This is a genomic window from Pseudomonas fluorescens (assembly GCF_012974785.1).
Lineage (GTDB): Bacteria > Pseudomonadota > Gammaproteobacteria > Pseudomonadales > Pseudomonadaceae > Aquipseudomonas > Aquipseudomonas fluorescens_BT.
Genome location: NZ_CP027561.1, coordinates 4,957,498 through 4,978,008, shown reverse-complemented (window position 1 = coordinate 4,978,008; position 20,511 = coordinate 4,957,498). Strand labels below are relative to the sequence as shown.

The window sequence follows — 20,511 nt, the reverse complement described above, 5'->3', positions numbered from 1 at the left end:
CGAGACCTGCGGCGTAAGCCGCACGGGGCGACGAAATAGGGGGAGGCGCGATATTGACACTAAATGTCGCGTTTTTCCAATAGGCTGCGATTTTTGCGGATTGTGCGGGGGTGACGAGGTCACTCGAAGCGCCGGTTTGGAGCCGGGTTCCAGACCTTTGTACACTGACGCCGCACGGCTTGGCAATCAGGCGGGGCGGGGATGGAACAGGTCTGGTCGGTTTGCGACTGGTCAGCCATGGATTCGCTGGTCGGATGTCAGATCTGAAACATTTGCTAAAGCAAAGTGCTGGGTTATAAATAACTCACGAGCGACGCAGGAAGCCCCCGCATGGAATCGAAAGAAAAACTGTTAATGGAATTGCTGGGCCACACGGCACGCTCACTGACTCATCTGACCGCATCGGTCACTTCAATGTCCTTCGAACTGCTGCGCAGTGAAGACGAAGTGGTCAAGACGGCCGGCCGCCATATGATCGATCGCATGGCCACCATTAGCGCCGGACTCGATGAGCACTGGCGATTGATCGGCGAACTCACCGGCGTGCACGTCGCGCACGAGCAGATCGAGACCATCCAGGAAATCCAGCTGGCCGCACCGCCACAGCTTCCGGCGAACTGAAGCGGGTCTATCGGCCGGCCTGATGGCCGCCGATTCACAAGACGAACGTCGCTGGCGCGGCGCCCGGCCACGCGCCATAGTTTTGTTCCCGCAGGCGTGCTTGCCTGCCCAGAACAAGACAGAGACTGGCCATGACCAAGACTCTCCATCACCGTGCCTGCCACCTGTGTGAAGCCATCTGCGGCTTGACCATCGAAACCACAGAAACCGACGGCCAGGTGCAGATCACCTCGATCAAGGGCGATGCACTGGATACCTTCAGTCGCGGGCACATCTGCCCCAAAGCCGTGGCGCTGCAAGACATCCAGAATGATCCGGATCGTCTGCGCCAGCCCATGCGTCGGGTCGGCAGTGAATGGCTGCCGATCGAGTGGGACGAAGCGTTCGAGCTTGTAGCCGAAAAGCTCTCGGCCATTCAGGAGCGTCATGGTCAGAACGCGGTTGCCGTGTATCAGGGCAACCCCAGCGTGCACAACTACGGGCTGATGACCCACAGCAATTACTTTCTGGGGCTGCTGAAAACCCGCAATCGTTACTCGGCCACTTCTGTCGACCAATTACCCCATCACCTGACCAGCTACCTGATGTACGGCCACGGTTTGCTGCTGCCGATCCCGGATATAGATCACACGGATTTCATGCTGATCCTGGGTGGCAACCCGCTGGCGTCCAACGGCAGCATCATGACCGTGCCGGATGTCGAGAAACGTCTGAAGGCTATTCAGGCCCGGGGCGGCAAAGTAGTGGTGGTCGACCCCCGGCGCAGCGAGACGGCGGCGATGGCCGATCAGCATTTGTTCGTGCGCCCCGGCGGCGATGCGGCGTTGTTGTTTGGTGTACTCAACACGCTGTTCGATGAGAGGCTGGCTCGAGGCAGTCATTTGCCGGTGGACGGTCTGGATGAGGTTCGCGCGGCGGTGGCGGGTTTCACCGCCGAGGCCATGAGCCCGTTGTGCGCCGTTCCCGCCGAACAGATCCGCCAACTGGCCCGGGACTTCGCCGCTGCGCCGAGCGCCGTCTGCTACGGTCGAATGGGTGTTTCCACTCAGGCTTTCGGCACGCTGTGCCATTGGGTCGTGCAGTTGATCAACCTGGTGACCGGCAACCTCGATCGGGTTGGCGGTGCACTGTGCACGGAGCCTGCGGTGGATCTGGTGGCATCGACTTCAGGCGGGCACTTCAACAAATGGCAGAGCCGTGTTTCGGGGCGTCCTGAATACGGCGGCGAGTTACCGGTCTCGGCACTGGCCGAAGAAATGCTCACCGAAGGTGAAGGACAGATCCGCGCGTTAATCACCGTCGCCGGCAACCCGGTGCTGTCCACGCCCAACGGCCGGCAACTGGAGCAGGCGCTGGACGGGTTGGAGTTCATGGTCAGTGTCGACCTGTATATCAACGAAACCACGCGCTATGCCGACCTGATCCTGCCGTCGACCTCGGCGCTGGAGAACGATCACTACGACACCACCTTCAACCTGTTTGCGGTGCGCAACGTCACCCGTTTCAACCGGGCGATTCTCGCCAAACCTGAAGGCGCACTGCACGACTGGGAAATCTTCGTCGGCCTGGCCAGGGCCTTTGCGGCGAAGACCGGCAAGGAGCTGAAACCGACGATGCCGCCGGCGAAGATGATCGACATGGGGTTGCGCATGGGCGCCTATGGCGATGCGTCCGAACACAAATTGTCGCTGGCGACGCTGTTCGATCATCCCCACGGCGTTGATCTGGGAGCGCTGAAACCCAACCTGACACCGCGATTGAAGACCGCCAATCAACGCGTTCAGGCCGCGCCGCCGGAAATTCTCGCCGACCTGGCGCGTTTCTCTGCTTTGCAGGCGCCGGCCGCCGGTGAACTGTTGATGATTGGTCGCCGTCATGTGCGCAGCAACAACTCGTGGATGCACAACTATCATCGACTGGTGAAGGGCAAGCCGCGTCATCAGTTGTTGATGAATCCGGAGGATCTCGCCAGTCGCGGGCTCAGTGATGGTCAACTGGTGCGGGTCAGTTCAAGGGTCGGCCAGATCGAGGTCGAGGTGCTCGGCAGTGCGGACATGATGCCGGGCGTGGTCAGCCTGCCCCACGGCTGGGGCCATGCCCGGCCGGGGGTGCAGATGGCGATTGCCAGTGGCCAGCCGGGCTCGAGCGCGAATGACCTGACCGATGAATGCCAGCTCGACGAGCTGTCAGGCAATGCGGCGCTCAACGGCGTGCCGGTGACGGTGGCGGCGGCTTGAGCAAGTCTGTCGGGGAGACCGAGCAGGGCGCTCGGGATTCCGTTACAATGCGCCACCGTGCCGACCCATGAGTCGGAAAGTTCAGCCGAGGTGCTCCATGGATATCATCGAAACGATTAAAGAGCAGATTGCCAACAACACCATTCTGCTTTACATGAAAGGCTCGCCGAATGCCCCGCAGTGTGGCTTCTCTGCGAAAGCTGCGCAGGCTGTAATGGGCTGTGGCGAGAAGTTCGCCTACGTCGACATCCTGCAGAACCCGGAAATCCGTGCCAACCTGCCAAAGTACGCCAACTGGCCGACTTTCCCGCAACTGTGGGTAGCCGGTGAACTGGTCGGTGGCAGCGACATCATGGCTGAAATGTTCGCCAACGGTGAACTGCAGACCCTGGTCAAGGAAGCATCCGCCAAGGCTGCTGCGGCCAAGTCCGAAGCCTGATTGGTTTCAGCCTGGATTTCGGCGAGTCTGAAGTCCGGGCAATAAAAAGCCCCGCCTCTTGAAAGAGGGCGGGGCTTTTTTGTATCTCGTGTTTAGCGCTGGCTAATCACTCGTCGTCGCCCATCTGCGATTGCAGATAGTTCTCAAGACCGACTTTATCGATCAGGCCGAGTTGGGTTTCCAGCCAGTCGATGTGTTCTTCTTCGGACTCAAGAATGTCTTCAAGCAGTTCGCGGCTGCCGAAGTCGCCAACGGATTCGCAATGAGCGATGGCTGCCTTCAGGTCGGCGTGACCGGTGCGCTCGATACGCAGGTCGCACTCCAGCATTTCCTTGGTGTGCTCGCCGATGTGCAGCTTGCCCAGGTCCTGGACGTTCGGCAGGCCTTCGAGGAACAGGATGCGCTTGATCAGCTTGTCCGCGTGCTTCATCTCGTCGATGGATTCGTGGTACTCGTGCTTGCCCAGCTTGTTCAGGCCCCAATCTTCGTACATGCGCGCATGCAGGAAGTACTGATTGATCGCGACCAGCTCATTGGCAAGGATCTTGTTGAGATGCTGGATGACTGTTACGTCGCCTTTCATGGTGGGAGTCCTGCCCTAAGTAGCGGTATATAGGGCAGAGTTTGAGCTGGGTATTTATAAGTGTCAAACCTAAGTTATTGAATAATAAATGAAAATTAATCTGAATAAGAATGTTTGTGTTCCGCGTCTAGACGCTAAGCAATTGATTTTCAGGCATAAAAAAACCGGACATAAGTCCGGTTCTTCGAATTCGTGATAATTACGCGGCGGTAAATTCTGCCGGGTAGGGGATCGCAGCCTGGGCGGTTTGCAGCTTGGTCAGGGTTTCACGGACCACTTCCTTCGCCAGGCACGCACATTTGCCGCATTGGCTGGCGACGCCGGTGGCCTGACGGACTTCTTTATAGCTGCAGCAACCTTCATAGATCGCTTCGCGGATCTGTCCGTCGGTGACGCCAGTGCAGAGGCAAACATACATAAGTGAGAACCGTCGCTGGTTGTGACTCAATTGCGATGGATCTTAATGTTAACGAGAATGATTGTCAAAGTGCTTTCCCAGTGGTTTTCATCGCCAACGCCTGTGACTGACGAACGGTGGTGCATGGCTGAATGCCAGCCGGGATTTCGCGAAAAACCTTTGAGGACAGTCGAAAAACGCAGTGTATGATGGTCGGCCCTTGCGAAGGGGGTTCGTGTCACAGGGCTGTCGCCTGAGGGTGGCAGGCTGGCGCGGACCCTGAACTTCAAGTTTCTACACCAGGAGATATCAATGAGCGTACTCGTAGGCAAACAAGCCCCTGACTTCACCGTCCCGGCCGTACTCGGCAATGGCGAGATCGTTGACAGCTTCACCCTGTCCTCGGCCATCAAAGGCAAATACGGCCTGGTGTTCTTCTACCCGCTGGACTTCACCTTCGTCTGCCCGTCCGAGCTGATCGCTCTGGACAACCGCATGGCTGATTTCAAGGCGCGCAACGTTGAAGTGGTCGCCGTTTCGATCGACTCGCACTTCACCCACAACGCCTGGCGTAACACCCCGGTCAACAATGGCGGCATCGGTCAGGTGAAATACACCATGGCAGCCGACATGAAGCACGACATCGCCAAGGCCTACGACGTTGAGTCCGAAGGTGGCGTGGCGTTCCGTGGCGCGTTCCTGATCGACGACAAAGGCGTTGTCCGTTCGCAGATCATCAATGACCTGCCGCTGGGCCGTAACATGGAAGAGCTGATCCGTCTGGTCGACGCTCTGCAATTCCACGAAGAGCACGGCGAAGTCTGCCCTGCCAACTGGAAAAAAGGCGACAAAGGCATGAACGCTTCGCCAGAAGGCGTTGCGGCTTACCTGACCGAGAACGCTGCTGCCCTGTAAGGCGCACGCTTCAGGTACAGAAAGCGAGGTACAAAAAAACCGGCCCATGTGGCCGGTTTTTTCATGCTCGGAAGCAGTCCGACGAAGATCAGTCGTCGAAGTCTTCCCAGCCGCCCATCTGTTTCCAGCGGTTGACGATGCCGCAGAACAGCTCGGCGGTCTTTTCGGTGTCGTAACGCGCCGAATGCGCTTCACGGCCATCGAAATCGATATCGGCTGCCTGACAGGCTTTCGCCAGGACGGTCTGACCGTACGCCAGGCCGGCGAGGGTCGCGGTGTCGAAGCTGGAGAACGGGTGGAACGGATTGCGCTTCATGTCCAGCCGCGCAACGGCGGCGTTGAGGAAGCCCAGGTCGAAGCTGCTGTTGTGGCCGACCAGGATCGCCCGCTTGCAACCGTTGGCCTTCAAGGCCTTGCGCACGCCACGGAAGATGTCGGTCAGGGCCGTTTCTTCGCTGACGGCCATGCGCAACGGGTGATCGAGCTTGATCCCGGTGAACTCCAGTGCCGCCGCTTCGACGTTGGCGCCTTCGAACGGCTCGACGCGGAAGAAGTAGGTGTGATCCGGGTAGACGAAACCCTTTTCATCCATGGCGATGGTGGTCGCGGCAATCTCCAGCAACGCATCGGTGGCCGAGTTGAAACCACCGGTTTCTACGTCGACGACAACCGGCAGGTAGCCGCGAAAGCGTGCTGCCATCGGATGGCGGGAGCCGCCGCCACCTTGACCGTCCAGTTCGTCGTCGAAATGGTCTTCACTCACGCGTGTTCCTCCAGCAGGCGCCAGCGCAGTTTTTCACCGGCGCGCAGCGGGATAACGGTCAGCTCGCCGAAAGGCAGGCTGGTCGGGGCGGTCCATTCTTCACGAACCAGGGTGATACGGTCGGTGTTGGCCGGCAGGCCGTAGAAACGCGGGCCGTTGAGGCTGGCGAATGCTTCGAGCTTGTCCAGCGCATTGCGCTGTTCAAAGGCTTCGGCATACAGCTCGATGGCGGCGTACGCGGTGTAGCAGCCGGCGCAGCCGCAGGCGGCTTCCTTGGCGTGCTGGGCGTGCGGCGCCGAGTCGGTGCCGAGGAAGAACTTCGCGCTGCCGCTGGTGGCGGCGTCGAGCAGGGCTTCCTGGTGGGTGTTGCGCTTGAGGATCGGCAGGCAATAGAAGTGCGGCCGAATCCCGCCCACCAGCATGTGGTTGCGGTTGTACAGCAGATGATGCGCGGTGATGGTCGCGCCGACGTTGGCCGAAGCCTCGTTGACGAACTGCACGGCATCACCGGTGGTGATGTGTTCGAACACGACCTTGAGCGTCGGGAAACGCTCGACCACACGACGCATGTGCTCGTCGATGAAGATTTTCTCGCGGTCGAACACATCGACGTCGCCACGGGTGACTTCACCGTGGATCAACAGCGGCATGCCGACTTCGGCCATGGCTTCCAGCGCCGGGAAGATCTTGTCGATGCTGGTGACCCCGGAATCGGAGTTGGTGGTGGCGCCGGCCGGGTACAACTTGGCCGCGTGGACAAAACCGCTGGCCTTGGCTTCACGAATTTCTTCGGGCTGGGTACGGTCGGTGAGGTACAGCACCATCAACGGCTCGAAACGACTGCCGGCCGGGCGGGCAGCGAGAATCCGCTGGCGATAGCCGTCGGCTTCAGCGGCGTTGCGCACCGGAGGTACCAGGTTGGGCATGATGATGGCGCGACCAAAGGTGCGCGCAACATCTGCAACGGTATTGGTCAACACGGCACCATCACGAAGATGAATGTGCCAGTCGTCGGGACGCAGCAGGGTCAGGCGGTCGGACATGAGGGGATTCCAGGCGGGTCAAACTGAGGCGAATGCTACCGGAAAAGACTCTTGCAGGCACTCGCTATCAAGTTTTGCGACGAGCGTCCGATATCCCATAGGTATGCCGTAAACACGTATGTATCGGTCTTTTTTGTTGTAGAAGCCAATGGAGCCTCCCGTGCGCCAGCGTTATTTAGTCTTGCTCAGTGTGTTTGCCAGTCTTCCCGCGATGGCACTGACCTACCAGACCCGTCTGGAGAACATTGAGTGGACGGTCGAAGGCGACAAGTTCGAATGCCGCCTGACGCAGCCGATCACCGACTTCGGCTCGGGCCAGTTCGTGCGCAAGGCCGGCGAGCAGGCGATTTTTCGCCTGAACGCCTACAACGCGATGCTGGGCGGCGGTTCGGCAACCTTGCTGGCGGCGGCAGCGCCTTGGCAGCCGGGACGCAATGACATCAATCTGGGCAGCGTCAGGATTGGCACCGGCAACGTGCTGTTCAACAGTTCGCAGTCGCAGGCCGGCGGGTTGATCAGTGGTTTGCTGGAAGGTCGCAGCCCGGTGGTGCGACGTGCCTCCGGGGATGGACGGGTCTCCGAAGTGCGTCTGCTGCCGGTCAAGTTCAGCAAGGCGTTCAACGACTATCAGACCTGTGTGGCGAAACTGCTCCCGCAGAATTTCGATCAGGTCAAAAACTCGCAGGTCGGCTTTCCGGGCGAGGGCACCGATCTGGACGCTGCCGCGAAAGCCAGACTGCAAGTGATGCTCGAGTTCATGAAGGCCGATCCTACGGTCAATCACATTGAGCTCGATGGCTACTCCGACAACAGCGGCAATCGTCTGACCAATCGTGAGTTGTCGCGCCGTCGCGCGCTGGCGGTGGTCGATTTCTTCAAGGCCAACGGCATCGCCGAATCGCAGATCACTGTGCGTTTCCACGGTGAGCAATACCCACTGGTCCCCAACACCAATGCCGCCAACCGGGCGAAGAACCGTCGGGTCAGCGTGAAGTTGGCCCGGGTGGCCCCGGTCACTGCTCCAGCGCCTCAAGCCAGTACGCCGGCCAACGCAGCGGCGACTTCCTGACCTGCCGGTCATCGTCGCGCTCTCGACAGATTCTGTCGCTTTGTCGTCTTAAGCTGTCGCGCCTCTGTAAATTATCGCGTTTGAGCGGTAGACTCCTCGGCTTTCCGTAGAACCCCGTGGAGTGATGGCATGGCGGACGTAAACAAGGTCGTTCTGGCGTATTCCGGCGGCCTGGACACTTCGGTGATCCTCAAGTGGCTGCAGGATACTTATAACTGTGAAGTCGTGACCTTCACCGCTGACCTGGGTCAGGGCGAAGAGGTCGAGCCGGCTCGCGCCAAGGCTCAGGCCATGGGCGTCAAAGAAATCTACATCGACGACCTGCGCGAAGAATTCGTGCGTGACTTCGTGTTCCCGATGTTCCGTGCCAACACCGTTTACGAAGGCGAGTACCTGTTGGGTACTTCCATCGCGCGTCCGCTGATCGCCAAACGTCTGATCGAAATCGCCAACGAAACCGGTGCCGATGCCATTTCCCACGGCGCGACCGGCAAGGGCAACGACCAGGTCCGTTTCGAGCTGGGTGCCTACGCGCTCAAGCCTGGTGTGAAAGTGATCGCCCCTTGGCGCGAGTGGGACCTGCTGTCCCGCGAGAAACTGATGGACTACGCCGAGAAGCACGCGATCCCGATCGAGCGCCACGGCAAGAAGAAATCCCCGTACTCGATGGACGCCAACCTGCTGCACATCTCCTATGAAGGCGGCGTGCTGGAAGACACCTGGACCGAGCACGAAGAAGACATGTGGCGCTGGACCGTCTCCCCGGAGAAGGCTCCCGACACCCCGCAGTACCTGGAACTGACTTACCGCAACGGCGACATCGTCGCGCTGGACGGCGTCGAAATGACTCCGGCCACCGTACTGGCGACCCTGAACAAGATCGGCGGCCAACACGGTATCGGCCGTCTGGATATCGTCGAGAACCGTTACGTCGGCATGAAATCCCGTGGCTGCTACGAAACCCCGGGCGGCACCATCATGCTGCGCGCTCACCGCGCCATTGAATCGATCACCCTGGACCGCGAAGTCGCTCACTTGAAAGACGAGTTGATGCCGAAGTACGCCAGCCTGATCTACACCGGTTACTGGTGGAGCCCTGAGCGTCTGATGCTGCAACAGATGATCGACGCCTCCCAGGTCAACGTGAACGGCGTCGTGCGCCTGAAACTGTACAAGGGCAACGTGATCGTGACCGGCCGCAAGTCCGACGATTCGCTGTTCGACGCCAACATCGCGACTTTCGAAGAAGACGGCGGCGCCTACAACCAGGCCGATGCCGCAGGCTTCATCAAGCTCAACGCGCTGCGCATGCGTATTGCTGCCAACAAAGGCCGCAAGCTGTTCTGAGCCCCTCGGAACTGACGTCAAATGGCGGCCTTGTCGTTGTGACAAGGCCGCCATGCCGCAATACCCTTCTGTTGACCTGATCGTTGCCGGTCAGCGTTCCTGTTTTCATCTTTATGACTTCGAATATTGCGTTGAAGTAATATTCATCCCCCTGTCTCACTTTAAATCTTTCCCGATACCGTGATATTCGGCGAGCGAATGTCGTAAATAATACAGTATGTCGTTCCTGTTGTTTTATTGCCTTGTCTGAGCGATTTGATGATGTTTTCTTTCGGGAAAGTGTCTGGCATATCATCGACCAGAACGAGGAGTATTCTGGGTGAGTGCTTTATCGGTTGCAGAATTTTTTTCTTCATCGAGTCTATTTGAGATTCGGCGTTCGTTCCTCGAATAAAACCGATGCACAGTGTACTCATGGGTTTCGGCAGTTTTATTACATGTATTTCCGGCTCTTCCCGATCTGATGGTTCTTCGGATGAATGAGGCTCCGTATCTTCAAAAGCCTTGAGGAAGTTGTTGTCATTGTCGAAGTCCGATGGGGCATACAGGGAACGATAGTTGAAGTTCAAAGTGATGAAGAACAGGAACAGTAAATAGAACGGGAAGCTGATCAAAAACCAGATATAGATTTCACGTTCGGCATTGTCGAGAAATGGCAAGGATACCGCCGCAGACGTTTCTGAGATGAAAGCGAATATGGCAATGACGGTGATGGGGTTGGTGATTTTTTGATTGATCTTTAACATGTTCTTTACTCATGGGTAGGGGCTTTCTCGTCATGTTGGTTATTGGCGCTGCTTGTAGAGTCCGGCCGAAGTGATTTCAGTGTTCGGTATCTGGTATCTATATTAAAAATAGTCGGATGGATATCGGTATGTTGTTTCGGTTTTTTTGTTTGTTTGATCTGCCCTTTGCAGATCTCATTGCTTCCGGTTTTTGAATTGCAGGTCCGGAAAGTTTAAATGCTTATTTAATCTAGTCTGTTGTTGGGCGTTTATGAGTCTTTTCTGTAGGATAAATCTTTATTGCCTGTAGGAGGCGTCTCTCGCTGCAGGTGCAAAGGAACTTTGCTATGCCAAGCATGAAACGACTACGTTATTGTGCCGGTTCTAAAAAATCGAACAGCGAAACTGGACTTGCCCATGAATAAAGTGTTGATCGTGGATGATCATCCCGTCATTCGTCTTGCTGTGCGTATGCTGATGGAACGTCATGGCTACGAAGTCGTTGCAGAAACGGATAATGGAGTGGATGCATTACAACTGGCCCGCGACCAGATGCCCGATATTGTCATTCTGGATATCGGCATACCAAAACTTGATGGACTGGAAGTCATTGCGCGTCTGACGACGAGCGCGATGCCTTTGAAAGTGTTGGTGCTGACCTCTCAGGCCCCGGGCCATTTTTCCATGCGCTGCATGCAGTCGGGGGCTGCGGGATATGTTTGCAAGCAACAGGATCTGACCGAACTGCTCAGCGCAATAAAGGCTGTGCTGTCCGGATACAGCTACTTTCCCAATCAGGCCTTGCATACTGTGCGGACCAGTCTGGGCAATGCCAGTGAGGCCGACATGGTTGATCGCCTGTCCGGACGCGAGATGATGGTGCTGCAACAATTGGCAAGGGGCAGGACCAACAAGGAAATCGCTGATGGCATGTTTCTCAGCAACAAGACTGTCAGCACCTACAAGACCCGCTTGCTGTTGAAACTCAATGCGCGCTCTCTGGTGGATCTGATCGAGCTGGCCCAGCGTAATGGGCTGGTCTGACGGCTTCAACCGTCGAGGGATCATGGGCGGATCGGTATCGACTTGCAGCAAAAAATAAAAAGCCTCCGTTGCGGGAGGCTTTCAAATGTCACAGATCAAAATCGTAATCGGCCAATTGCTTCTGCAGTCGGCGCTCCTCGAGCAGGTTATCGATGGTGCGGCGCTTGCTGAGGTTGGTCTTGGCGACTTCGACCACAGGCTCGGCGTCGTCGGCATCTGCAGCGACGAAGTCGTCATCTACGTCCAGTTGTTCTTTGCTGTCAGTCATAAGGTTAACTCCAGGCTAAGACTGCCTTTGGCGCTCCTTATATCGATATTCCTGCTACGGGTAAAAAAGATTTTTTCAATCGACGAATCGATAAATCCAATAGCCGATCAATCGTCAGAGGTTTTGTGTTTGTACTCGCACAGATCTTCGATCCGGCAGCTGCCACAGCGCGGCTTGCGCGCCAGACATACATAGCGCCCGTGCAGAATCAGCCAGTGGTGGGAGTCCAGCAGATACTCTTTTGGTACAAACTTCATCAACTTCTTTTCCACCTCGACCACATTTTTGCCCGGGGCAATGCCCGTGCGGTTGCTTACCCGGAAAATGTGCGTATCGACAGCCATGGTCAGCTGACGAAAAGCCGTGTTGAGCACGACGTTGGCGGTCTTGCGGCCTACGCCGGGCAGGGCCTCCAGTTCTTCGCGTGTCTGCGGGACCTGGCTATCGTGCAGTTCCATCAGCAGGCGGCAGGTCTCGATCACGTTTTTGGCCTTGCTGTTATACAGACCGATCGTCTTGATGTACTCGGACAAGCCTTCCACGCCCAACGCGTGAATGGCCGCTGGCGTATTGGCTACCGGGAACAGTTTCGCGGTCGCCTTGTTCACCCCGACATCCGTCGACTGCGCGGACAGGATCACCGCAATCAACAGCTCGAAAGGTGAAGAATAGGCCAGTTCAGTCTTGGGCTCGGGATTGTCCTCGTGAAACCTGCGGAAGATCTCCAGGCGTTTGGCGGCATTCATGGGTGATGCGTTTCCTCGGATGGGGCGGGGCGGGTCCAGGCCTGACGGGCAGCGAGCAACAATCCCAGCAGTATGAAGGCGCCAGGCGCCAGCGTCGCGAAATGCAGGCCGTCGGCAAACGGGATCAAGCCTTGCCAGTGTTCAAACAGATGATGGCCGATGCTGACCTGACCGATCAGTTCGCGCAACACGGCCAGCACTGTCATCAGCGCGGCAAACAGCCCGCACAGTTTCAGTTTTCCATTGATCGGCAGGCGAAAAAATCCATTGTGTTCCAGTACAACGCATTGCAGGCCGATCAGTCCCGTGTACAGGCTGATCTGCTGATGCCACTGCACCGACGCGCTTTGCAGCAGAATATCGGCGCAGCCGGCCAGGGTCGCGGCCAGCACCAGACTGACCGGCAACAGGCTCTCGTTGCTCAGGCGTACGCGCAGCGCTGCCATGCACAAGCCATACGCGCTCACCACAACGGTGAACAGCAACAGAGTCGCCAGCGCACCGGCCACGGCGTCGGTGGCGCCGATCAACAGCACCAGCATCATTGAATTCGACAGTGTCGCTGACGTGTTCATGGCGCGCTCCCCAGCAGGGTCGTGCGGTGATCATCGAAATAGCGCAGGGCATCGTGGATGGCGTTGATGGCCGCGCGGGAGGTCATGGTTGCGCCCGCGATCTGGTCGAATTGCCCCTGATCCTTTTTCAAGGCCCATCCGGCATCTGTCGGTTGGCTGCCGGATTTGCCGATAAACGCCTGCAACCAGCTATTTGGCCAGTCACCGATATGCCCGCCCAGTGCCGGCGTTTCAGATTGCTCAAGGGTTTTCACACCGAGCAATCGGCCATTGGCATCGATGGCAATCAGCAACTCGATGCTCCCCGCATAACCTTCAGTCTGGCTGAGGAGCAGCACCGCCACGGGTTGACCGGCTTTGGTCGCACGATAACCGCCCAGCAGCAGGCTGTGACTCAGGTCGGTGCCAGTCAGCGCCAAAGGTTGTTCCAGAGGTTGGTTGTCGTACGCATCGACTGAAAGCACATCCAGCCATTTGCGATTTTCGAGCTGGCGCTGTTCGGCGGCGATGTGCGAGGCATTGCTGCGTTGCACAATGTAAGTCACGCCGACGCCTGCAGTCGCCAGCAGCACCAAGGTCATCAGGCTGCTCGCGCGGTTCATGGCGTCACCTGCGTCTGACGGGCAGCGGCAAGGCGTTCCAGCGCCGGCACGCAGAGGTTCATCAGCAACACCGCGAACGCCACGCCGTCGGGATAACCGCCCCAGGTACGAATCAGATAAGTCAGCAGGCCGACGCCCACGCCGAACAGCAAGCGAGCGAGGGTACTTTTTGCACCGGAAACCGGTTCAGTGACGATGAAGAATGCCCCCAGCATGGTTGCGCCGCTCAGCAGATGAAACAGTGGCGAGCCATGGGAATCCGACCCCGAGCCGTTCCAGCACAGCAGGCTGATGATGAACAGGCTGGCGAGCATGCCGACCGGTGCGTGCCAGCCAATCGCCCGGCGTTGTAGCAGAAACAGTCCACCGGCGAGAAACGCCAGGTTCACCCACTCCACGCCATGTCCACCGAAACGGCCGAATGCCGGGTGGGTGGCAAACAATTCATCGATAGTCAGGCTTTTGTTGATACGCAGGCTGTCCAGCGCCGTGGCCTGGACCCAGGCGTCCGGTTGCGTGCCCAGGTTGAACACCTGGCCAACAGCCGCCGTCAGATCCATCCCATGGGCCGGCCAATGGGTCATCGGCTGCGGGAACATCACCATCGCCACGGCAAAACCGAGCATGGCCGGATTGAAAGGGTTTCGGCCCACGCCACCGTACAAGTGTTTGCCCAACAGCAGGCCTGAGCCGATTGCTGTGACCGTCAGCCACCACGGGCAGTAAGGCGGCAGGGCGATGGCCAGCAGCGTGGCGCTGACCACTGCGCTGCCATCGGTCAATGTGGATTGCAGCGGTTGCCGGCGCAGAGATGTCACGGCGGCTTCGACGCTCAAGGCTGTGACGACGGACAGGATCAGGTTGATCAACACGCCCCAGCCGTAAAACCAGAACAACGCCAGCAACCCCGGCAATGTCGCCAGCAGAACCTGCTTCATTGCCTGTTGCAGGCGCTCGTCTCTGGTTTCAATGAATGACATGGGCTTGTACCTGCCGCTCGGCCTCTTGCAGGCGGGTGCGGGCCTTGTCGAGGACTTCGACTGGAGTGCCTTCGCGTCGTTGCAGTTTGTTCAGCTCGGCGCGCGCGTAGGCCAATTCGGTTTTCAGCTGACGAAGCTGGTTGTCGATCGGACGTTTCTCCACGCGCACAAGGTCGGGCAGCGGTTGGTCGCTCGCGGCTTCGGCGTCGTGCAACGCTTGTTCGGCGTCACGCAGGGCTTGTTCCAGTGCTGCAATCTGCTCCGGCGGAGCCTCTGCGGTCTGGGCCTTTTTCAGCTCGGCCCGGCGCATCGCCAGCTGGATTTTCGCCCGTTTCAGGTCGGCGTCTTTTGCTGGGGCCGCCACGGCCGGCGCAGGTGTGGCGCTGCTTTCCAGTTTCGTCAGGGCCTGTTCGGCGGCTTCGAATTGCTGCTGCAACACGATCAGTTGCGACTGCTGTTCGAAGGTCGGCGGATGACCGAAGGCTTTCAGCGACTTGTGCAACTGAGCTCGGCTCATCGCCACGTCGATCTTGGCCTTTTTCAGCGCGGCGTCGGCGGTTACGGCTTTCTGAGCACGCACCCGCTCCAGTGCCGCCTGCACCGGATCAAGCGTGGCGGACGCAACTTCAACCTGTGCCGCGCGCTGCGCCCGAGCCTCGCGTTCGGCCTGTTTCTGCTGTTCTTCGCGTTGCAGACGAGCGTTGCGCCGTTCGAAGCGCAGGCGGGCGTGATCGCGCTTTTTGGTGCGTGCCTGTTGTTCTTCGAGGCTGTTGGCCAGGCCTCCAACCACCGGCAGCGTGCCCAGCGGCAGCGGGTGCATTTCAATGCAGTCCACCGGGCAGGGCGCTACGCACAGATCGCAACCGGTGCATTCGTCGATGATCACTGTGTGCATCAGTTTCGCCGCACCAACGATGGCGTCGATCGGGCAGGCTTGAATGCACTTGGTGCAGCCGATGCATTCGGCTTCGCGGATATAGGCCACTTGCGGTGGCGCCGAACCACGGCTGATGTCCAGTTCCAGCACCGGGATTTTCAACAGTTCGGCCAGCGCCGCGATGGTTTCGTCGCCACCGGGCGGGCACTTGTTGATCGGCTCACCGGCGGCGATGCCTTCCGCGTAGGGTTTGCATCCGGGATGGCCGCACTTGCCACATTGGGTCTGCGGCAGCAAGGCGTCGATGCGTTGAATCAGACTCATGTTTTGATCAGTCCACTGAATCCGAGAAAAGCCACGGCCATCAGTCCGGCGCCGATCAACTGGATCGGCAGGCCACGAAAGGGCAGGGGAATATCGTTGTCGGCCGTGCGCTCACGCAAATCGCTGAACAGGCTCAACACCAGCCAGAAACCCAGTCCGGCACCCAGGCTCAGCGCTGTCGCATGAAGCAGGCCTTTATCTGCTTGCGCGTTGATCAGTGTCAGCCCCAGCACACCCGCGTTGCCCAGCAGCAGCGGCCACAAACCGTCAAAAGGCATATCGGGTCGCCATCGCGTCAGCAACTTCAGCAAAGGTGCGATCAGCAGCACGCTCAGCGGCAGGAACACAAGCATCCGCAGGAACTCCAGTTGCAATGGCACCAGCAGCCAATGCCCGATCGCGTAACCCGTCACGCCGACAATCAACATCAGACACAACGTCGCCAGCCCCAGCGCATGCACCTGACGGCGTTCGCCGGCCAGCAGCGGATCGACGCCCAGCGGCCAGTGCAACACGAAGTTGTTGATCAGCGCAGCACTGAAAAGCGTAAGCACGAGTTCGGTCATGGTTCTGCCGGTGAGAGCGGGCGGATGTCACTTAAGATTAGGCATTTTCCGGCCGCCATGACGGGTGGGCCAGATATGAAAAATCCCACAGGCGCACGGGGTACGCCTGTGGGATCGATCAGTGCAAAACCTTACTTGATGCGCTGACCCGGCTTGGCGCCGCTGTCCGGGCTCAGCAGGTAGATTTCTTCACCGCCAGGGCCGGCTGCCATCACCATGCCTTCGGAGATGCCGAACTTCATTTTCCGTGGCTTGAGGTTGGCGATCATCATGGTCAGGCGACCGTCGAGTTTCGACGGATCCGGGTAAGCGCTCTTGATTCCGGAGAACACGTTGCGTTGCTCGTCACCGATGTCGAGGGTCAGACGCAACAGCTTGTCCGCGCCTTCAACATGTTCGGCCTTGACGATCAGTGCCACGCGCAGGTCGACGGCGGCGAAGGTGTCGAAATCGATTTCCGGTGACAGCGGATCCTTGGCCAGTTCGCCATTGCCGGCAGGCGCGGCGCCGGTGTCGGTCTGGCTGGCGGTCAGGTCTTCTTTCGAGGCGTCGGTCATGGCTTGCACTTTTACCGGGTCGATGCGGGTCATCAACGGCTTGAATTCGTTCAACTGGTGGTTGGCCAGCAGGGTGGTGTGGTCGTTCCAGGTCAGCGGGGCGACGTTGAGGAACGCCTCGGCATCGGCGGCCAGCACTGGCAGCACCGGTTTGAGGAAGATCACCAGCTGGCGGAACAGGTTGATCGCCGTGGCGCAGACCGCCTGGACTTCATCCTGCTTGCCTTCCTGTTTGTTCAGCGACCATGGCGCCTTGTCGGCGATCCAGGCGTTGGCGCGGTCGGCCAGTGCCATGGTTTCACGCATGGCGCGGGCGAAGTCGCGGGCTTCATAGGCGTCGGCGATGCTCGGCGCAGCGGCCAGGAATGCGTCGGTCAGTTCCGGTGCGGCGTTTTTGTCCACCAGCAGGCCGGCGTTGCCCTTCTGGATGAAACCGGCGCAGCGGCTGGCGATGTTGACCACTTTGCCGACCAGATCGGAGTTGACCTTCTGCACGAAGTCTTCGAGGTTCAGGTCGAGGTCGTCCACGCCACGGCCGAGTTTGGCCGCGTAGTAGTAGCGCAGGTATTCCGGCGACAGGTGATCCAGGTAGGTACGGGCCTTGATGAAGGTGCCGCGGGACTTGGACATCTTCTGACCGTTGACGGTCAGGTAGCCGTGTACGTTGATCCCGGTCGGTTTGCGGAAACCCGCGCCTTCGAGCATCGCCGGCCAGAACAGGGCATGGAAGTTGACGATGTCCTTGCCGATGAAGTGGTACAGCTCGGCGGTGGAGTCCTTGCCCCAGAACGCGTCGAAGTCCAGCTCCGGCGTGCGGTTGCACAGGTTCTTGAAGCTGGCCATGTAGCCGATCGGTGCGTCCAGCCACACGTAGAAATACTTGCCCGGCTCGCCCGGGATCTCGAAGCCGAAGTACGGCGCATCGCGGGAGATGTCCCACTGTTGCAGGCCGGCGTCCAGCCATTCGGCGATCTTGTTGGCCACAGCGTCCTGCAGAGTGCCACTGCGGGTCCAGGTCTGCAGCATCTGCTGGAAGTCCGGCAACTTGAAGAAGAAGTGCTGGGAATCCTTGAGCACCGGGGTGGCGCCGGAGATGGCCGACTTCGGATCCTTCAGGTCGGTCGGTGCGTAGGTCGCGCCGCATTTTTCGCAGTTGTCGCCGTACTGGTCTTCGGTGCCGCATTTCGGGCAGGTGCCCTTGATGAAGCGGTCGGCCAGGAACATTTTCTTTTCCGGGTCGAAATACTGGGTGATCGAACGTTGGGCGATGTGCCCGGCGTCACGCAGCTTCAGGTAGATCTGGCTCGACAGCTCACGGTTTTCTTCGGCGTGAGTGGAGTGGAAGTTGTCGAAGTCCACCAGGAACTCGGCAAAGTCGGCGCTGTGTTCAGCCTGGACGTTGGCGATCAGTTGTTCCGGGGTGATGCCTTCCTTTTCCGCGCGCAGCATGATCGCCGAACCGTGGGCGTCGTCGGCGCAGACATAAATGCACTGATTGCCGCGATGCTTCTGGAAGCGCACCCACATATCGGTCTGGATGTATTCCAGCATGTGGCCAAGGTGGATCGAACCGTTGGCGTAGGGCAGGGCGCTGGTGACGAGAATCTTGCGTGGTTCGGACATGTGGGGCTTCGCTACTTGATGAAACGGAGGTCGGCCACTATAAAGCGCCGGGAAAGATATTTCACCCCTGCAAATCGTTGCCGGGCATGCCGTCCGGAGGACAGAAGGGGTAGGATACCCGCCATCTTTCTTTTCCCAGTCTTGTTATCGGAGTTGCCCATGAGCGCCGTCACTCGCGCAGCGGTGGAAGCCGTCCTCAGCCAATACACCGACCCCTACCTGAACCGGGACCCGGTCAGCGCCGGTTGCGTGCGCAACATCGAAATTGCCGGCGACCGCGTCAGCGTGCAGCTGGAAATCGGTTATGCCGCCGGTCTGTTCAAGAGCGGCTGGGCGCAAATGCTGCAACTGGCCATCGAAAACCTCGATGGCGTGGTGTCGGCCAAGGTCGAAGTCAACAGCGTGATCGCCGCGCACAAGGCCCAGGCTCAGATTCCGGGGCTGGCCAACGTCAAGAACGTGGTTGCAGTGGCATCCGGCAAGGGCGGTGTGGGCAAATCCACCACCGCCGCCAACCTGGCCCTGGCGCTGGCCCGTGAAGGTGCGAAGGTCGGGATTCTCGACGCCGATATCTACGGCCCGAGCCAGGGCATCATGTTCGGCATCCCCGAGGGCACCCGCCCGCAGATCAAGGACCAGAAGTGGTTTGTGCCGCTTCAGGCCCATGGCGTCGAAGTGATGTCGATGGCCTTCCTGACCGACGACAACACGCCGATGGTCTGGCGCGGGCCGATGGTCTCCGGGGCGCTGCTGCAACTGGTGACGCAAACTGCCTGGGGCGACCTGGATTACCTGATCATCGACATGCCGCCAGGCACCGGCGACATTCAGCTGACCCTGGCGCAGAAAGTGCCGGTGGCCGGCGCGGTGATCGTCACCACGCCGCAGGATCTGGCGCTGCTCGATGCGCGCAAAGGCGTGGAGATGTTCCGCAAGGTCAACATTCCGGTGCTGGGCGTGGTGGAGAACATGGCGGTGCACATCTGCTCGAACTGCGGGCATGCCGAGCATCTGTTCGGTGAGGGCGGTGGCGAGAAGCTGGCGACCCAGTTCGGCGTCGAACTGCTGGCCTCGTTGCCGCTGTCGATGCTGATCCGCGAACAGGCCGATGGCGGCAAACCGACGGTGATTGCCGAGCCGGACAGCCAGATCGCCATGGTCTATCAGGAACTGGCCCGCCACGTCGGTGCGCGGATCGTGTTGCAGGAAGCGGCTTCGCCGGCGATGCCGAACATCACTATCAGCGACGATTGATGCCTGTGGTTTAAACAAAACGCCCCGGTGCCTGTGCACCGGGGCGTTTTTCATTGCGCGACACAGGTCAGATGCGCAACCCGCCATCCATCTCCAGAATCCGGCCGGTGTAGTAGTCGTTCTCGAAGATGTACGCCGCCGAATGGGCGATCTCTTCCGGCTTGCCCATGCGCTTGAGCGGAATGCCTGAGGTCATTTTCTCCAGTGCTTCGGGCTTCATGCCCAGGGTCATCTCGGTTTCGATGAAGCCCGGTGCAATGCCCGCCACGCGAATGCCGTAGCGCGCCAGTTCCTTGGCCCAGGTCACCGTCGCCGCCGCGACGCCGGCCTTGGCGGCGGAGTAGTTGGTCTGGCCGACGTTGCCCGCGCGGGAGATCGACGAGATGTTGATGATCGCGCCGCTGTTCTTCAGCTCGACCATTTTCGCCGCCACTTCACGGGTGCAGAGGAACACGCCGGTCAGGTTGACGTCGATCACCGCCTGCCACTGGGCCAGGCTCATCTTGGTCATCTCGCCGTCCTTGACCTTGAGCAGCAGGCCGTCGCGCAGGATCCCGGCGTTGTTGATCAGGCCGTGGATCGCGCCGAAGTCTTCGGCGACCTGGGCAACCATGTGTGTCACCTGCTCTTCGTTGGCGACGTTGCACAGATAGCTGCGCGCCTCGACACCCTTGGCCTTGCAGGCCGCGACGGCGTCATCGAGTTTTTCCTGGTTCAGGTCGACCAGCGCCAGCTTCGCGCCCTTGCCTGCGAAATACTCGGCCATCGAGCGGCCCAAACCTTGGCAACCGCCAGTGATAATGATTACTTTGTCGTTGAGTTGCATTCGCATGCCCCCGAGAGCAGGTAAGAGTGGTGTCCTTTAGAGAGCCTCTCGATCTGCGCCCGACATGGCCTGGCTGCACATGAGAACTGCCCCGATGGCGACCGGGACGTATCCAGGTTGCCCGTCCGTT

At 59.2% G+C, this 20,511-nt stretch carries 21 protein-coding genes and 1 pseudogene; 8 read left to right on the top strand and 14 right to left on the bottom strand.

Annotated elements, in window-relative coordinates; genetic code table 11:
• Positions 1–330 precede the first annotated feature (330 nt).
• The 3 genes from C6Y56_RS22620 (at position 331) to grxD (ending at position 3,297) form a co-directional block, all read left to right on the top strand.
• Positions 331–621: a hypothetical protein gene (locus C6Y56_RS22620; RefSeq protein WP_169431708.1), complete on the top strand. Its 291-nt coding sequence runs from the start codon at positions 331–333 to the stop codon at positions 619–621.
• A 131-nt stretch (positions 622–752) separates the two neighbouring features.
• Positions 753–2,858 carry a molybdopterin oxidoreductase family protein gene (locus C6Y56_RS22615; RefSeq protein WP_169431707.1) on the top strand — a complete coding sequence of 702 codons (2,106 nt, stop codon included), beginning with the start codon at positions 753–755 and terminating at the stop codon, positions 2,856–2,858.
• A 97-nt stretch (positions 2,859–2,955) separates the two neighbouring features.
• On the top strand, positions 2,956–3,297 hold the full coding sequence (gene grxD / locus C6Y56_RS22610) for a Grx4 family monothiol glutaredoxin (RefSeq protein ID WP_039765841.1): 342 nt from the start codon (positions 2,956–2,958) through the stop codon (positions 3,295–3,297).
• Positions 3,298–3,403: 106 nt separating this feature from the next.
• Here the strand turns inward: grxD and bfr are convergent, their stop codons facing one another.
• Together bfr and C6Y56_RS22600 are read right to left on the bottom strand one after the other, a co-directional pair.
• The gene (gene bfr, locus C6Y56_RS22605) at positions 3,404–3,880 is read right to left on the bottom strand and encodes a bacterioferritin (protein WP_169431706.1); all 477 of its coding nucleotides are present in this window, start codon (positions 3,878–3,880) and stop codon (positions 3,404–3,406) included.
• 199 nt (positions 3,881–4,079) lie between these two features.
• Positions 4,080–4,298: a bacterioferritin-associated ferredoxin gene (locus C6Y56_RS22600; protein ID WP_007953193.1), complete on the bottom strand. Its 219-nt coding sequence runs from the start codon at positions 4,296–4,298 to the stop codon at positions 4,080–4,082.
• A gap of 291 nt (positions 4,299–4,589) precedes the next feature.
• Here C6Y56_RS22600 and C6Y56_RS22595 point away from each other — a divergent pair, with 291 nt between their 5' ends.
• Entirely contained in the window at positions 4,590–5,192 is a 603-nt protein-coding gene (locus C6Y56_RS22595) for a peroxiredoxin (protein WP_123588592.1), read from the top strand.
• A gap of 88 nt (positions 5,193–5,280) precedes the next feature.
• Here C6Y56_RS22595 and rnt read toward each other — a convergent pair whose 3' ends face one another.
• Both rnt and pyrC read right to left on the bottom strand, forming a co-directional pair.
• Positions 5,281–5,955, bottom strand: a complete 675-nt coding sequence (gene rnt, locus C6Y56_RS22590; protein WP_007953196.1) for a ribonuclease T — start codon at positions 5,953–5,955, stop codon at positions 5,281–5,283.
• The gene (gene pyrC, locus C6Y56_RS22585) at positions 5,952–6,998 is read right to left on the bottom strand and encodes a dihydroorotase (RefSeq protein WP_095190451.1); all 1,047 of its coding nucleotides are present in this window, start codon (positions 6,996–6,998) and stop codon (positions 5,952–5,954) included. Before pyrC ends, rnt begins: the two co-directional genes overlap by 4 nt.
• 160 nt (positions 6,999–7,158) lie before the next feature.
• On the opposite strand from pyrC, the gene C6Y56_RS22580 reads away from it, so the two are divergent.
• Both C6Y56_RS22580 and C6Y56_RS22575 read left to right on the top strand, forming a co-directional pair.
• The gene (locus C6Y56_RS22580; RefSeq protein ID WP_169431705.1) at positions 7,159–8,067 is read left to right on the top strand and encodes a flagellar protein MotY; all 909 of its coding nucleotides are present in this window, start codon (positions 7,159–7,161) and stop codon (positions 8,065–8,067) included.
• A 129-nt stretch (positions 8,068–8,196) separates the two neighbouring features.
• Complete coding sequence (locus C6Y56_RS22575) at positions 8,197–9,414, top strand: argininosuccinate synthase (RefSeq protein ID WP_007963976.1); 1,218 nt, start codon at positions 8,197–8,199, stop codon at positions 9,412–9,414.
• A 161-nt stretch (positions 9,415–9,575) separates the two neighbouring features.
• Here the strand turns inward: C6Y56_RS22575 and C6Y56_RS22570 are convergent, their stop codons facing one another.
• Entirely contained in the window at positions 9,576–10,160 is a 585-nt protein-coding gene (locus tag C6Y56_RS22570; protein WP_169431704.1) for a hypothetical protein, read from the bottom strand.
• Positions 10,161–10,556: 396 nt separating this feature from the next.
• Here C6Y56_RS22570 and C6Y56_RS22565 point away from each other — a divergent pair, with 396 nt between their 5' ends.
• On the top strand, positions 10,557–11,183 hold the full coding sequence (locus C6Y56_RS22565; protein ID WP_169431703.1) for a response regulator transcription factor: 627 nt from the start codon (positions 10,557–10,559) through the stop codon (positions 11,181–11,183).
• 88 nt (positions 11,184–11,271) lie between these two features.
• Here the strand turns inward: C6Y56_RS22565 and C6Y56_RS22560 are convergent, their stop codons facing one another.
• The 8 genes and pseudogenes from C6Y56_RS22560 to metG all read right to left on the bottom strand — a co-directional run bounded on the left by C6Y56_RS22560 (position 11,272) and on the right by metG (position 18,301).
• Positions 11,272–11,451, bottom strand: coding sequence for a PA3496 family putative envelope integrity protein (locus C6Y56_RS22560; RefSeq protein WP_169431702.1), 180 nt, complete (start codon positions 11,449–11,451; stop codon positions 11,272–11,274).
• 107 nt (positions 11,452–11,558) lie between these two features.
• Positions 11,559–12,197, bottom strand: coding sequence for an endonuclease III (gene nth / locus C6Y56_RS22555; RefSeq protein ID WP_169431701.1), 639 nt, complete (start codon positions 12,195–12,197; stop codon positions 11,559–11,561).
• Positions 12,194–12,772 carry an Rnf-Nqr domain containing protein gene (locus C6Y56_RS22550; RefSeq protein ID WP_169431700.1) on the bottom strand — a complete coding sequence of 193 codons (579 nt, stop codon included), beginning with the start codon at positions 12,770–12,772 and terminating at the stop codon, positions 12,194–12,196. Before C6Y56_RS22550 ends, nth begins: the two co-directional genes overlap by 4 nt.
• Complete coding sequence (locus tag C6Y56_RS22545; protein ID WP_169431699.1) at positions 12,769–13,374, bottom strand: RnfABCDGE type electron transport complex subunit G; 606 nt, start codon at positions 13,372–13,374, stop codon at positions 12,769–12,771. The genes C6Y56_RS22550 and C6Y56_RS22545 overlap by 4 nt, the downstream gene beginning before the upstream one ends.
• A complete protein-coding gene (locus tag C6Y56_RS22540; RefSeq protein WP_169431698.1) occupies positions 13,371–14,354 on the bottom strand; it encodes an RnfABCDGE type electron transport complex subunit D in 984 nt (327 codons plus the stop codon). Before C6Y56_RS22540 ends, C6Y56_RS22545 begins: the two co-directional genes overlap by 4 nt.
• 805 nt (positions 14,355–15,159) lie before the next feature.
• Positions 15,160–15,534, bottom strand: a pseudogene (gene rsxB, locus C6Y56_RS29670) (electron transport complex subunit RsxB); the annotation flags it as partial.
• Between the two features lie 17 nt (positions 15,535–15,551).
• Positions 15,552–16,121, bottom strand: a complete 570-nt coding sequence (locus C6Y56_RS22530; RefSeq protein WP_169431696.1) for an electron transport complex protein RnfA — start codon at positions 16,119–16,121, stop codon at positions 15,552–15,554.
• 131 nt (positions 16,122–16,252) lie between these two features.
• A complete protein-coding gene (gene metG, locus C6Y56_RS22525) occupies positions 16,253–18,301 on the bottom strand; it encodes a methionine--tRNA ligase (RefSeq protein WP_169431695.1) in 2,049 nt (682 codons plus the stop codon).
• A 159-nt stretch (positions 18,302–18,460) separates the two neighbouring features.
• Between metG and apbC the strand changes: the two genes are divergently transcribed.
• Positions 18,461–19,555, top strand: a complete 1,095-nt coding sequence (apbC, locus tag C6Y56_RS22520) for an iron-sulfur cluster carrier protein ApbC (RefSeq protein WP_169431694.1) — start codon at positions 18,461–18,463, stop codon at positions 19,553–19,555.
• A 67-nt stretch (positions 19,556–19,622) separates the two neighbouring features.
• Here the strand turns inward: apbC and C6Y56_RS22515 are convergent, their stop codons facing one another.
• A complete protein-coding gene (locus C6Y56_RS22515; protein ID WP_011335726.1) occupies positions 19,623–20,381 on the bottom strand; it encodes an SDR family oxidoreductase in 759 nt (252 codons plus the stop codon).
• Positions 20,382–20,511: the final 130 nt, after the last annotated feature.